Origin of the sequence: Pseudomonas oleovorans subsp. oleovorans (genome assembly GCF_002197815.1) — a bacterium.
GTDB classification, from domain to species: domain Bacteria; phylum Pseudomonadota; class Gammaproteobacteria; order Pseudomonadales; family Pseudomonadaceae; genus Aquipseudomonas; species Aquipseudomonas oleovorans.
The window spans coordinates 65,382-78,158 of sequence record NZ_NIUB01000003.1; the positions used below are offsets into that span (position 1 = coordinate 65,382).

A 12,777-nucleotide genomic window follows, 5' to 3' on the forward strand; every position below is an offset into this window, starting at 1 on the left:
TCTCATGCGAACGCAGGTCACTTGCAATGGCCTGCCACAACGAGTCGGAGTCTTCCCTTGAGCATCCCCTGCGACATGCTGGTCTTCGGTGGTACGGGCGACCTGGCCCTGCACAAGCTGCTGCCGGCTCTCTATCACCTGCACCGCGAAGGGCGCCTGCACGCCGATGTGCGCATCCTCGCTCTGGCCCGCAGCAGTCACAGCCGCGAGGCCTATCAAGCCCTGGCCGAGCGTCACTGCCGCGCCCAGGTGGCGCGCGCCGATTTCGCCAACGAAACCTGGGCCAGCTTCGCCGCGCGCCTCGACTACTTCGCCATGGATGCGGCGCAAAGCGCCGATTTCGGTCGCCTGGCCAAGCGCCTGGGGCGTGATGACGAGCGCGTACGGGTCTATTACCTGGCCACCGCACCGAGTCTGTTCGAAGCCATCGCAGCGCACCTGGCCAACGCCGGCCTGGCTGGTCCTGCCGCGCGCATCGTGCTGGAAAAACCCATCGGCCACTCGCTGGAATCGGCCCGCGCGATCAACGCCGCCATCGGCGCCGTGTTCGACGAGGCGCGGGTGTTTCGCATCGACCATTATCTGGGCAAGGAAACCGTGCAGAACCTGATGGCGCTGCGCTTCGCCAACGCCCTGTTCGAGCCGGTGTGGCGCGCTGGGCACATCGATCACGTGCAGATCAGCGTGTGCGAAACCCTGGGCGTGGAAAACCGCGGCGGCTACTACGACAAGGCCGGCGCCATGCGCGACATGATCCAGAATCACCTGCTGCAACTGCTCTGCCTGGTGGCCATGGAGGCGCCGGTGCGCTTCGACGCCGACGCGGTGCGCAACGAAAAGGTGAAGATCCTCGAAGCGCTGAAACCCATCTCCGGCCTCGACGTGCAGGACAAGACCGTGCGCGGCCAGTACACCGCCGGCAAGATCGGCGGCCATGACGTGCCCGCCTACTACTTCGAGAAGAACGTCGACAACGACAGTGATACCGAGACCTTCGCCGCCGTGCAGGTTGAGATCGACAACTGGCGCTGGGCCGGCGTGCCCTTCTACCTGCGCACCGGCAAACGCCTGGCGAAGAAAACCTCGGAAATCCTCATCCAGTTCAAGCCGGTGCCGCACCGCCTGTTCCATGAAGGCGAAGCCAACCAGTTGCTGATCCGCCTGCAGCCGGAAGAGCGCATCAGCCTGCAACTGATGGCCAAGAACCCCGGCAAGGGCATGCATCTCAAACCCGTGGAGCTGGACCTCAACCTGGCCAATGTCTTCAACCAGCAGCGCCGCTGGGACGCCTACGAACGTCTGCTGCTCGACGTGATCGAGGGCGACTCCACCCTATTCATGCGCCGCGATGAAGTGGAAGCGGCCTGGCAATGGGTCGACCCGATCCTGCAGGGCTGGCACCAGCACTACCAGAGCCCGCGCCCCTACCCGGCCGGCAGCGATGGGCCGGAACAACTGCAACACTTGCTGGAGCGTCACGGCCGGCATTGGGCGGAGTGATCCGCCCCGATTACTCAGGCGGGCTTGCGGCACCCATGCAGCAGCACGACCACCAGCACAAGCATCCCCAACACCCCCGCTCCGACGAACAAACCCTCGTAGCCCAATGCCTTGGCCAGCACCCCGCTGCTGGCCCCGACGAAGCCGGACAGCAGCAACTGTGCCGAGGCCTGCAAGGTGAAGTCGGCGCCTTCGTGTTCGGGGCGGCACATGCGCATCATCGCGGCGAACAGGGCGACGGTGGACATGCCGTCGGCCACCTGCTCGATCAAGGTCACGGCATAGACCAGTCCGGTATTGGCACCTTGCCCCACCAGCAAGGCCAGGGCGGCGATGCCGATGGCCTGCAGGGCACCGAACAGGATCAGAGCGCGCAGCACACCGATGCGGGCGTAGAGCAGGCCGCCGAGCAAGGCGCCGCCGATGCCGGCCAGGCTGCTGATCAGGGTCAGTTGGCCAAGCGCGCCCGTGCTCCAGCCCTGATCCACCAGCATCGGCTTGATCATCGGCGAGCCGAGCGAGTCGCCCAATTTGAAGGTCAGTACCACAGCCAGCCACAGCAGCATGCCGGGTTGCGCCAACAGGCCACGGTAGTGATCCAGTAGCAGGCGCGGGCCGAGGGCGTTTTCAGCCAGAGCGGGCTGGAACGGCAACACGCGGCGCTCGGGAAACAGCCAGATCGGTACGGTCATCAGCAGGATCAGGCCGGCCACCAGCCCCACAGCCAGGTTCCAGCCCAACGGGTCGATCACCAGCAACAGGCCGCTGCCGCTGACGATCATGCCAACCTTGTAGCCGCCCACCTGCAGGCTATTGCCCAGGCCACGCCAGCGTTCGGGCAGCAAGCGTACGGTGAGCCCGTCGGTGGCGATGTCCTGGGTCGAGGCCAGCAGGTTGATCAGCAGCAGCAAACCAAGCAACAACCACAGGCCGGAGCCGAACAACGTCTGCGGGGCGAGCAGCGCCAGTGCCGCGACACAGGCGATGAGGCCGCTTTGCAGCGGCAGGATCCAGCCACGGTGATGGCCCAGTCGGGGCGAGGCCAGACGGTCGATCCAGGGTGCCCACAAGACTTTGAGTAGCCAGGGCAGCGCCAATAGTTTGAGCAGACCGATCAGCGCCAGGTCGACGCCATGCTGGCGCAGCAGCACCGGTAGCGAGTGGGCGATCAGACCGGATGGCAAACCCTGAGCACAATAGAGCGAGGCCAGCAGCACCAGTGTGGCGTTGGACGGGCGAGGTGCAGTGGGCGACATGACGGGCGCTCGCGGCAAAAGCGCAAGCCTAGCAGCCTGTCGGACTTTTCCCCTCGCCGGTAGAATTGCGCATCGCTCCTGGAACCTGACTGTATGAGCCGCTTTCGACCGATAAACCGCGAAATCGACTACTTGCTCCCGCCGTCGGTGCAGGACTGGCTGCCCGAGTCACATTTGGCGCGCTACGTGGTGGAGGTCGTAGAGGGCCTGGATCTGTCGAAGCTGGAGAGCGTCTATGCGGGCCGTGGCAGCGCTGCCTACCATCCGGCTATGTTGCTGTCGTTGCTGATCTACGGCTATGCCACGGGTGCGTATTCAAGCCGCAAGATCGAGCGAGCCAGCTATGACTCCCTGGCGTTCCGGTTTATCGCCTGCGACCAGCACCCGGATCACGACACCCTGGCCAGCTTCCGCCGTCGCCACGGAGAGCAGTTCGCCGCGACCTTTGTGCAGGTACTGCAAATCGCGCGCGAGAACCAAGTCTCGCGTTTTGGCACGGTCAGTCTGGACGGCACCAAGATCCACGCCAATGCCTCGCGGCACAGCGCCCTGTCCTATGCTCACGCCGAGAAGATCGAGGCCCAGCTAAAGGCCGAGGTCCAGGAGATGCTCAAGCTGGCAGAAGCGGCCGATCAGAGCGACCTCCCCGACGGGGTCAGTCTGCCCGACGAGATCAAGCGGCGCGAAGACCGCCTGGCCGCCATAGCAGAAGCCAAGACCAAGATCGAAGCGCGGGCCAAGGAACGCCTCGAGCGCGAGCAGGCCGAGTATCAAGCCAAGCTGGACAAGCGCGAGGCCAAGGAAAAGGCCAACGGCAAGAAGCCTGGAGGCAAACCGCCGAAGCCGCCGCAGGTGGGCCCGCGCCCGGACGACCAGATCAACCTGACCGACGAAGAGTCGCGCATCATGAAGGTGGCTGGTGGCGGCTTCGAGCAGTGCTACAACGCCCAAGCGCTGGTCGATAGCGAATCCATGTTGGTCATGGCGCCGCATGTGACCCAGGCGGGCAACGACAAGGAACAGGTCGTACCGATGCTGGCCAAGCTTCAAGCGCTTCCCGAGGAGCTGAACCAGCCGGAGAAATTCCTGGCCGATAGCGGCTACTTCAGCGAGAAGAATGTCGAAGCCTGCGAGGCCGCCAGGATCGAGCCCCTGATTGCCGTGGGCCGCGACGCCCACCATCGGCACTGGCGCGAGCGTTTCGAAGAGCCGGCAGCGTCATCGGAGCCGACCAGTCCGGTCGACAAAATGAAGCACCGACTCAAGACCAAGGCCGGGCGCGCGGCCTATGGGCAGCGCAAGCAGACGGTGGAACCGGTATTCGGAATCATCAAGTCGGTGATGGGCTTCCGTCAGTTCCTGCTGCGCGGTCTGGCGAATGTCCAGAACGAATGGACCCTGGTGTGCCTGGCGTGGAACTTGAAACGCATGGCCACGTTGCGCCCGCATTCCGTTCAAAATGCGTGAACAGAGGCTGAATCCGCTCGAATTCAGGAAATTCAGGGCAACAACCGGTTAAAAACGCTCAAATAGTGGGCAATTCGCTTTGTCTTTGTCGCGCTCTGTCCATTTATGAATTCAAGTCCGACAGGCTGCTAGTGGTTTGCGCATGCGGGCGGCAACGAGGCGGTGGTTACAGTTCGTAGCGCGGCGAGTCGCGGCTGAAGCCCCTCCCACAAAAGCCTGGCCAGCCCGTGCTCTGGATGCAATCCGGGGCGCTTCAATCGCGAATGAATTCGCTCCTACACAGGGCCTGCCGCTGGACTCTCCAATGCGTGTCCTACAGGCTATTCAGGCACTCGCTCAGGCCGCCAGCCAGATTCTCCAGCAGTTGCTCGTAACCGCTGGCGTCGACCGGCAAGGCGCCGCCCAAGGCATCCAGTTCCGCCAGTTTCACCGGCAAGCCTGCGGTCAGGGTTTCAGCCAGACGCGGACGTAGCGGCGGTTCGCTGAACACGCAGCTCGGGCCAGCCTGTTGCAGCGTCTTGCGCATGGCAGCGACATGCCGCGCACCGGGTTGTACTTCGGTCAGCACGCTGAACACGCCTGCGTGCTTGAGGCCGTAGGCGGCCTCGAAATAGTCGAAGGCCTCATGGAAGACGAAATACGGCTTGCCCTGCAAGGCGGCCAGTTGCGGGCGAATGCGGCCATCGAGCACATCCAGACGAGCTTCGAAGGCTTTCAGGTTGGCGGCGTAACGCCCGGCATTGGCGGTATCCAGCTTGGCCAGGTCTGCCGCCATGCGTGCGGCGATGACCTTGGCGTTGTCTGCTGCCAACCACAAATGAGCATCCAGGCTACCCGGGCGGTGGTCGTGATCGTGGCCCAGGTCGTCGCCAGCATGTGCGTGCTCGTGATCATGATCGTCGTGATCGTCTTCCTCATGACTCTCGCCGAAATGACGCAGGGTCATACCGGGCAGGTCCTGCACGGCCACCTGAGGCTTGTCACGGCTACCCAGCACGCGCGGCAGGAAGGCCTCCATGTCCGGGCCGATCCAGTACAGCAGGTCAGCATCACGCACACGCCGTACGTCGGACGGGCGCAACGCATAGTGGTGCGGCGAAGCGCCAGGCGGCAGCAGCACTTCAGGTTCACCGATGCCGTCCTGCACCGCTGCGGCGATCAGTTGCAGCGGTTTGATACTGGTCAGCACACGCACTTCGGCCTGAGCGCTGGCGACGAAAAACAGGGTAAAGAGGCAGAAAAGACGCAACACGGGGCATACTCGAATGGCATTGAACAGGTAATATAATAACGTCTCTCTCCATCGCCGTCCTTGCCCATGACCGACACACCCCTGGCTGCACGCCCTCACGACCACTCTCGCTGCGTCAGCCATGCTCTGGCCGAGGCCGAAGCCATCTGCGCGCGCCAGGGCCTGCGCCTGACTGCTCTGCGCAAACGCGTGCTGGAACTGGTCTGGGCCAGTCACAAGCCACTCGGCGCCTATGACATCCTCGGCGTATTGAGCGATGAAGACGGTCGCCGCGCGGCGCCGCCCACGGTGTACCGCGCACTGGATTTCCTGCTGGAAAACGGCCTGGTACACCGCATCGCATCACTTAACGCCTTCGTCGGCTGCAGCCATCCCGAGCACCCGCATCAGGGCCAGTTCCTGATCTGCCGAGCGTGCCATGCGGCGACCGAACTGGAACAAGCCACCATCAGTCAGGCCATCGTCGACAGTGCAGCCGGCGTCGGCTTCGTCGTCGAGGGTCAGACCGTGGAAGTCGTCGGCCTGTGCGCCGGCTGCAAGGGCACGGCATGAGCGACGCCCTAATCCGCCTCGACGGCGTCGCTGTCAGCTTCAACGGCCAGCCGGTGCTGGATAACGTGCAGCTCAGCGTACAGCCCGGCGAGATCGTCACCCTGATCGGCCCCAACGGCGCCGGCAAGACCACCCTGGTGCGCGTGGTACTCGGCTTGCTCCAACCCGACAGCGGCAACGTGCGCCGAGCGCCGCGCCTGCGCATCGGCTACATGCCGCAAAAACTCCACGTCGACGCCACCCTGCCGCTCTCGGTGCTGCGTTTCCTGCGCCTGGTGCCTGGGGTGGATCGCAAGCGCGCTCTGGCAGCACTGGCCGAGGTCGGTGCCGAGCAGGTGATCGACAGCCCGCTGCAGAGCATTTCCGGTGGCGAGATGCAGCGCGTACTGCTGGCCCGCGCCCTGCTGCGCGAGCCGCAGTTGCTGGTGCTCGACGAGCCGGTACAAGGCGTCGACGTCGCCGGCCAGGCCGAGCTGTATCGGCTGATCTCACGGCTGCGCGAACGGCATGGCTGCGGCGTACTGATGGTCTCGCACGACCTGCATCTGGTGATGAGCGCCACCGATCAGGTGGTTTGCCTCAACCGCCATGTGTGCTGCTCGGGGCACCCGGAGCAGGTCAGTGGCGACCCGGCCTTTATCGAACTGTTCGGCCAGGACGCCAAGAGCCTGGCCGTCTACCACCACCATCATGACCACGATCACGACCTGCATGGCGGCGTGGTCAAGCCCGGCCTGACGATTCACGGCCCGGCCCACGTCCACGGCCCGAACTGTAAACACTGATGCCTGACTTTCTCCTCAACGCTCTGCTCGCCGGCCTGGCGCTGGCCTTGGTAGCCGGCCCGCTCGGCTCCTTCGTGGTCTGGCGGCGCATGGCCTATTTTGGCGACACGCTGTCCCATGCCGCCCTGCTCGGCGTGGCGCTGGGCCTGCTGCTCGACGTCAGCCCGACCCTCACCGTGACCGTCGGCTGCGTGCTGCTCGCCGTGCTGCTGGTGACCCTGCAGCAGCGCCAGCCACTGGCCTCCGACACCCTGCTGGGTATCCTCGCCCACAGCACCCTGTCACTGGGCCTGGTGGCGCTGAGCTTCATGCATGACGTGCGCATCGACCTGATGAGCTACCTGTTCGGCGACCTGCTCGCCGTCAGCCCCACCGATCTGGCCTGGATCATCGGCGGCAGTGCGCTGGTGCTGGCGCTGCTGGCCTGGCTGTGGCGGCCACTGCTGGCAATCACCGTGCACGAGGAACTGGCGCGGGTCGAAGGCCTACCGGTCGCGGCAATCCGCCTGGCGCTGATGCTGCTGATCGCTGTGGTAATCGCCGTGGCGATGAAGATCGTCGGTGTGCTGCTGATCACTTCCCTGCTAATCATCCCCGCCGCCGCCGCCCAGCGCCACGCACGCACGCCGGAACAGATGGCCGTGGGCGCCAGCCTGCTAGGCCTGCTGGCGGTGTGTTGCGGCCTGGCGCTGTCCTGGTATCAGGACACGCCGGCCGGACCGTCCATCGTGGTCAGCGCTGCTGCGTTGTTCCTGGCCAGCTTTGCGCTGCCCAAGCGCAATAGCTGATGGCGCGCTCTGCGTAGCCGATCAAGATGAAATCAGCGGTACGAACCTGTATGATTGCGCGTTTTTTGCACAATTCGAGACGCGTAGTTATGAGGTCGTTCGCTTTTCGTGGTCTTCCGCTTTTTCTGGTTCTACTTCTGGCCGGTTGCCAGAGCAGCCAGCAGCACAGCCTTCCGCCGGTCGACGATCTGGTCGTCGCCTTCCGTCAGCTCGACCTGAGCCTGGCCGAAGAACGCCTCGACGACGCACGCAGCCAGCTCAGCACACTGCAGCAGCGCGCCAGCCGCGATACCCGTCTGGAGCAGTACCAGCGCCAGCTGGCCGAGGCCTATATGGAACAAGGTCGCGAAGCGCTGCAGCAGGGCGATCTGGATCGCGCCGCGCAGGCACTGGGCCAGGCCCGCAACCTGATGCCGCAGGCGCCGGCCCTGAGTCACGATCTCAACCAGGCCATCGACAGCGCCCGCGCTGCCCGCCAGGCAGCAGCCGAGCAACAGGCCCGCGAAGCGGCCGCCAAGCTCGATGCCGAGCGCCAGGAACAACTGCGTCAGCAGCGCCTAGACAGTGAGCGCCAGGCTGCCGCCAAGGTAGCAACCGCTCCGATAGCCGCAAGCCAGCCAGCACCAGTGGTCGAGAGCAAGCCCACAGCACGCCTGATCGATCCGAACGCCGCCACCAGCAGCGTGGCCATGCCTATGCTGGACAACCAGGACAACGAAAACCTGCGCCGCCTGCTCGACAGCGTGGCGGCGGATGTCGTGACCTTTCGCTGCGCCGTGCGCATCGAAGTACGCGAGGCCAAGGATTATCCCTGGGTTGCGGCGCTGTTGTCGGCACGCATCAAGAAACTCGACCCAAGCTTTCGTCCGCAGTTGAGCCAGAAGATCGCTCCGCAACAGGTGCCACGCCTGCTGTTGAGCCCAAAGCGCAACTGATGTCTGTCGCTTATCGGTAATGCCATTTTGTAATAACCATAGGCCAACAAAGATTTTCTAGACCTAAACACCGCCGGGTAAACTAGCGCCCTTTTGCGCCTCACCCGGCGCCCGATGGCCGGCCCCTTCCACCTTGGGGCTCGCCCTTGAACACACCCAAAAGGTCGTTCGCGTGATCCAGTTTCAATCCGTCCACAAAGCCTACCGCGTCGCCGGTCGCGAGATTCCGGCGCTGCAGCCCACCACGCTGCAGGTCGGCAGCGGCCAGGTGTTCGGCATCATCGGCCACTCCGGCGCCGGCAAGAGCACCCTGCTGCGCCTGATCAACCGCCTGGAAGAACCCTCCGGCGGGCGCATCGAGATCGACGGTGTCGACGTCACCGCCCTCGATGCCAATGGCCTGCGCCGCTTCCGCCAGCAGGTCGGGATGATCTTCCAGCACTTCAACCTGCTGTCGTCGAAGACCGTGGCCGACAACATCGCCATGCCGCTGCGTCTGGCCGGCGAACTGAGCCGTGCCGAAATCGACGCCCGCGTCGCCGAGCTGCTGGCCCGCGTCGGCCTGCAGGATCACGCCAACAAATACCCCGCGCAGCTCTCAGGCGGACAGAAACAGCGTGTCGGCATCGCCCGTGCGCTGAGCACGCGACCGAAGATCCTGCTGTGCGATGAGGCCACCAGCGCCCTCGACCCGCAGACCACCACCGCCGTGCTGCAGCTGCTGGCCGAGATCAACCGCGAACTGGGCCTGACCATCGTGCTGATCACCCACGAGATGGACGTGATCCGCCGCGTCTGCGACCGGGTGGCGGTGATGGACGCCGGCATCATCGTCGAGGAAGGCCCGGTGGCCGAGGTGTTCCTGCACCCGCAGCACCCGACCACGAAGCGTTTCGTGCAGGAGTCCGAGCACGTCGACGAAGCCGAGCAGCGCGATGACTTCGCCCATGTCGAAGGCCGTATCCTGCGCCTGACCTTCCAGGGCGAGGCCACCTACGCCCCGCTGCTGGGCACCGTAGCCCGTGAGACCGGGGTGGACTACAGCATCCTCGCCGGGCGCATCGACCGCATCAAGGACACCCCCTATGGCCAGCTCACCCTGGCCCTGACCGGTGGCGACATCGACGCCGCGCTGGCGCGCTTCGCAGCCGCCGACGTGCATCTGGAGGTACTGCGCTGATGCTCGAACAACTGCTGCCCAACGTGTTCTGGCCGGAAATCTGGCAGGCCAGCCTCGACACCCTGAACATGCTGCTCGGCTCGATGCTGTTCACCGTGCTGCTCGGCCTGCCACTTGGCGTGCTGCTGTTCCTCACCGGCCCGCGCCAACTGTTCGAGCAGAAAGCCCTGTATGGCGCGCTGTCGCTGGTGGTGAACATCCTGCGCTCGGTGCCTTTCGTCATCCTGCTGATCCTGATGATTCCCTTCACCGAGCTGCTGGTCGGCACCTCGCTGGGCGTGGCCGGCGCCATCCCGCCATTGGTGGTAGGCGCCACGCCGTTCTTCGCACGACTGGTGGAAACCGCCCTGCGTGAAGTCGAGCGCGGCATCATCGAAGCGACCCAGGCGATGGGCGCCACTACCTGGCAGATCATCACCCGCGCGCTGCTGCCCGAGGCGTTGCCCGGCCTGCTCGCGGCCACCACCGTCACCGCGATTACCCTGGTGTCTTACACCGCCATGAGCGGCCTGATCGGCGGCGGCGGCCTCGGAGACCTGGCCGTGCGCTACGGCTACCAGCGCTACCAACCGGACGTGATGGCCGTGACCGTGATCCTGCTGCTGATTCTGGTTCAGGTGCTGCAGATGGTCGGTGATCGACTGGTCATACATTTTTCTCGCAAGTAATCACGACAAGCGGCGACTCGCTACCTGCGAGACCCGCACCAACCTTCCCAAAAGGAACCTTGAAATGAAGAAGCTGCTGACTGCCATCGCCGCCTGCGCGGCCTTCTCGGCCCAGGCCGAAACCCTCAACGTCGCTGCCACCCCGGTGCCGCACGCGGAGATCCTCGAGTTCGTCAAACCGGCCCTGGCCAAAGAAGGCGTGGAGCTGAAGGTGCGTGTGTTCACCGACTACGTGCAGCCCAACCTGCAGGTACAGCAGAAGAACCTCGATGCCAACTTCTTCCAGCACCAGCCGTACCTGGACGAGTTCAACGCCAGCCGCAAGACCGAGCTGGTCAGCGTTGCCGGCGTGCACGTCGAGCCCTTCGGCGCCTACTCCAGCAAGATCAAGGATCTGAGCGAGCTGCCGCAAGGCGCCACCGTGGCCATCCCCAACGATGCCACCAACGGCGGCCGTGCCCTGCTGCTGCTGCAGAAGGCCGGCGTGATCAAACTCAAGCCGGAAGCCGGCATCCTCGCCACGCCGAAGGACATCGTCGAGAACCCGAAAGCGATCAAGGTGCGTGAACTGGAAGCGGCCACCCTGCCGCGCGTACTGAGCCAGGTCGACCTTGCCCTGATCAACACCAACTACGCCCTGGAAGCCAAGCTGAACCCGACCAAGGACGCCCTGGCCATCGAAGGCAGCGACTCGCCGTACGTGAACATCCTGGTGACCCGCGCTGACAACAAGGACAGCGAGGCCGTACAGAAGCTGGTCAAGGCCCTGCACAGCGCCGAAGTGAAGCAGTTCATCGAAGAGAAGTACCTGGGCGCCGTCGTCCCGGCGTTCTGATCGCCGCCGACCGCTCTTGCTGTAAACAATGCCGCGCCGCTGCAAAGCTGCGCGGTATTTTTATGCGTGGAATCTCAGCGATCCGTAGGGTGCGCCGTACGCACTGCCAACAATACGGATCAGCGCCGCAGGCACTCCAGCAGACAATCCAGCGCCGGCTGGCGCTGCGCACGGCGCACCAGGGCAACCAGCTCGCGATGGAAGGTCAGCGCGCCCAGCTCGATCACCCACAGCCGCGTCGGCCGTTGCAGCCACAGGCCCGCACGCGGAACCAGGGCCACGCCCATACCGTTTTCCACCAGGCGCACGATGGCATCCAGTTCATCCAGCTCCAGCGCCTCACGTACGCTCAGGCGCTGCTCGCGCAGAAAGCGGCTGACCTGACGACCGCCGAACGAGGCGCGGTCGTAGCGCACGAAGGGCTGCTCCGCGAGCAGCCGCAGCGGGTCGTCGCCCGGCACGTCCAGCGGCGCAATAAGCACGAAAGGCTCCTGTGCCAGCGGCACTTCCAGGATTTCCTTGGGCAAGGCGAACGGCGGCTTGATCAACAGGGCCAGGTCCAGCTCACCGGCATCCAATTGGCTGAACAGCTGTAGGGAAACGCCCGGCACCAGCTTCAGCTCGACGAGCGGTGCCAGCTGGCGAAAACGCGGTAAAGCCTCGGCCAGCAGACCAGTCTGCAAGGTAGCGATGGCACCGACGCGCAACTCGCCCTGCCATTGATCGGCGGCCTGTGGCAGCGCCATCTGCGCATACAGCGCGAGCATCTGCTCGGCCAGCGGCAAGGCGTGCCGGCCGGCGGCGTTGAGCACGGCAGCGCGGCCACTGCGGTCGAACAGGCGCACGCCGAGGTGCTGCTCGAGTACGCGCATCTGCGCGCTGACCGCCGACTGGGTCAGCCCCACCTGCTGGCCAGCGGCAGCGAAGGTACCCAGGCGAGCGACGGTGACGAAGGTTTTCAGTTCGCGCAGCATCGAGGCCTCGATTGATCAAAAATATTTGAGCTTGCGCGCAAGGATATTCGCTTTAGAACAATTTTGCTGTTGATAGGCTGGTGCAATGAACACCGATGGCGGGTTTCACCCGCCCTACCCACAACAATCAGAGGTATTGCGTGATGGCCCTTGCTCCCTTTCACCTGGCGATTCCCGTGTACGACCTGGCTGCCGCGCGGCATTTCTACGGCGAGGTATTCGGCTGTGCCGAGGGTCGCAGCAGCGACCACTGGGTAGACTTCGACTTCTTCGGCCACCAGTTGGTGATCCATGAAGCGCCGAAGATGGCCTACCAGGAGTCGGCCGCCAGCAACCCCGTGGACGGCCACGACGTACCGGTGCCGCACTTCGGCGTGGTGCTCGGCTGGGCTGACTGGGAAGCGCTGGCCGAGCGCCTGCGCAGCCGCGAAACGAAATTCGTCATCGAGCCCTATGTACGCTTCAAGGACCAGGTCGGCGAGCAGGCCACCATGTTCCTCCTCGACCCCTGCGGCAACGCGCTGGAGTTCAAGGCGTTCAAGGACATCGGCCAGCTGTTCGCCAAGTGAACGCAGGCTACCTGGG

General features: G+C 64.5%; 13 protein-coding genes. 10 read left to right on the forward strand and 3 right to left on the reverse strand.

The annotated features are described in order from the left end of the window. Nucleotides 1-57: 57 nt before the first annotated feature. Nucleotides 58-1,500: a glucose-6-phosphate dehydrogenase gene (gene zwf, locus PSOLE_RS02285; protein WP_074855795.1), complete on the forward strand. Its 1,443-nt coding sequence runs from the start codon at nt 58-60 to the stop codon at nt 1,498-1,500. 14 nt (nt 1,501-1,514) lie between these two features. Here zwf and PSOLE_RS02290 read toward each other — a convergent pair whose 3' ends face one another. Next, nucleotides 1,515-2,756, reverse strand: a complete 1,242-nt coding sequence (locus PSOLE_RS02290; protein WP_074855793.1) for an MFS transporter — start codon at nt 2,754-2,756, stop codon at nt 1,515-1,517. Between the two features lie 93 nt (nt 2,757-2,849). On the opposite strand from PSOLE_RS02290, the gene PSOLE_RS02295 reads away from it, so the two are divergent. Next, nucleotides 2,850-4,223 carry an IS1182 family transposase gene (locus tag PSOLE_RS02295; protein WP_003458619.1) on the forward strand — a complete coding sequence of 458 codons (1,374 nt, stop codon included), beginning with the start codon at nt 2,850-2,852 and terminating at the stop codon, nt 4,221-4,223. A 313-nt stretch (nt 4,224-4,536) separates the two neighbouring features. Here the strand turns inward: PSOLE_RS02295 and znuA are convergent, their stop codons facing one another. After that, nucleotides 4,537-5,475: a zinc ABC transporter substrate-binding protein ZnuA gene (gene znuA, locus PSOLE_RS02300; protein WP_074855792.1), complete on the reverse strand. Its 939-nt coding sequence runs from the start codon at nt 5,473-5,475 to the stop codon at nt 4,537-4,539. A gap of 66 nt (nt 5,476-5,541) precedes the next feature. Here znuA and PSOLE_RS02305 point away from each other — a divergent pair, with 66 nt between their 5' ends. The 7 genes from PSOLE_RS02305 (at nt 5,542) to PSOLE_RS02335 (ending at nt 11,218) form a co-directional block, all read left to right on the forward strand. Continuing rightward, on the forward strand, nt 5,542-6,027 hold the full coding sequence (locus PSOLE_RS02305; protein WP_074855791.1) for a Fur family transcriptional regulator: 486 nt from the start codon (nt 5,542-5,544) through the stop codon (nt 6,025-6,027). Beyond that, a complete protein-coding gene (gene znuC, locus PSOLE_RS02310) occupies nt 6,024-6,812 on the forward strand; it encodes a zinc ABC transporter ATP-binding protein ZnuC (protein ID WP_074855789.1) in 789 nt (262 codons plus the stop codon). Before PSOLE_RS02305 ends, znuC begins: the two co-directional genes overlap by 4 nt. Further along, nucleotides 6,812-7,600 carry a zinc ABC transporter permease subunit ZnuB gene (gene znuB / locus PSOLE_RS02315; protein WP_003464741.1) on the forward strand — a complete coding sequence of 263 codons (789 nt, stop codon included), beginning with the start codon at nt 6,812-6,814 and terminating at the stop codon, nt 7,598-7,600. The genes znuC and znuB overlap by 1 nt, the downstream gene beginning before the upstream one ends. 89 nt (nt 7,601-7,689) lie before the next feature. Continuing rightward, nucleotides 7,690-8,535, forward strand: coding sequence for a PA5502 family lipoprotein (locus PSOLE_RS02320; RefSeq protein WP_074855787.1), 846 nt, complete (start codon nt 7,690-7,692; stop codon nt 8,533-8,535). Between the two features lie 172 nt (nt 8,536-8,707). Continuing rightward, on the forward strand, nt 8,708-9,715 hold the full coding sequence (locus PSOLE_RS02325) for a methionine ABC transporter ATP-binding protein (RefSeq protein WP_003464748.1): 1,008 nt from the start codon (nt 8,708-8,710) through the stop codon (nt 9,713-9,715). Further along, nucleotides 9,715-10,383 (forward strand): methionine ABC transporter permease, encoded by a 669-nt coding sequence (locus PSOLE_RS02330; RefSeq protein WP_003464751.1) that lies wholly within the window; start codon nt 9,715-9,717, stop codon nt 10,381-10,383. Before PSOLE_RS02325 ends, PSOLE_RS02330 begins: the two co-directional genes overlap by 1 nt. Before the next feature lie 64 nt (nt 10,384-10,447). Then, complete coding sequence (locus PSOLE_RS02335) at nt 10,448-11,218, forward strand: MetQ/NlpA family ABC transporter substrate-binding protein (RefSeq protein ID WP_003464754.1); 771 nt, start codon at nt 10,448-10,450, stop codon at nt 11,216-11,218. 119 nt (nt 11,219-11,337) lie between these two features. On the opposite strand, the gene PSOLE_RS02340 is transcribed toward PSOLE_RS02335, so the two are convergent. Further along, entirely contained in the window at nt 11,338-12,192 is an 855-nt protein-coding gene (locus tag PSOLE_RS02340; protein WP_074855785.1) for a LysR substrate-binding domain-containing protein, read from the reverse strand. A gap of 143 nt (nt 12,193-12,335) precedes the next feature. Here PSOLE_RS02340 and PSOLE_RS02345 point away from each other — a divergent pair, with 143 nt between their 5' ends. Beyond that, nucleotides 12,336-12,761, forward strand: coding sequence for a VOC family protein (locus PSOLE_RS02345; protein ID WP_074855859.1), 426 nt, complete (start codon nt 12,336-12,338; stop codon nt 12,759-12,761). Nucleotides 12,762-12,777: the final 16 nt, after the last annotated feature.

Bases quoted from the DNA above. Each gene is read 5' to 3' on its own strand.
- znuC (WP_074855789.1), top strand. From the start codon at position 6,024: ATGAGCGACGCCCTAATCCGCCTCGACGGCGTCGCTGTCAGCTTCAAC.
- PSOLE_RS02335 (WP_003464754.1), top strand. From the start codon at position 10,448: ATGAAGAAGCTGCTGACTGCCATCGCCGCCTGCGCGGCCTTCTCGGCC.
- PSOLE_RS02320 (WP_074855787.1), top strand. From the start codon at position 7,690: ATGAGGTCGTTCGCTTTTCGTGGTCTTCCGCTTTTTCTGGTTCTACTT.
- PSOLE_RS02345 (WP_074855859.1), top strand. From the start codon at position 12,336: ATGGCCCTTGCTCCCTTTCACCTGGCGATTCCCGTGTACGACCTGGCT.
- znuB (WP_003464741.1), top strand. From the start codon at position 6,812: ATGCCTGACTTTCTCCTCAACGCTCTGCTCGCCGGCCTGGCGCTGGCC.
- PSOLE_RS02330 (WP_003464751.1), top strand. From the start codon at position 9,715: ATGCTCGAACAACTGCTGCCCAACGTGTTCTGGCCGGAAATCTGGCAG.
- PSOLE_RS02340 (WP_074855785.1), bottom strand. From the start codon at position 12,192: ATGCTGCGCGAACTGAAAACCTTCGTCACCGTCGCTCGCCTGGGTACC.
- PSOLE_RS02305 (WP_074855791.1), top strand. From the start codon at position 5,542: ATGACCGACACACCCCTGGCTGCACGCCCTCACGACCACTCTCGCTGC.
- PSOLE_RS02290 (WP_074855793.1), bottom strand. From the start codon at position 2,756: ATGTCGCCCACTGCACCTCGCCCGTCCAACGCCACACTGGTGCTGCTG.
- PSOLE_RS02295 (WP_003458619.1), top strand. From the start codon at position 2,850: ATGAGCCGCTTTCGACCGATAAACCGCGAAATCGACTACTTGCTCCCG.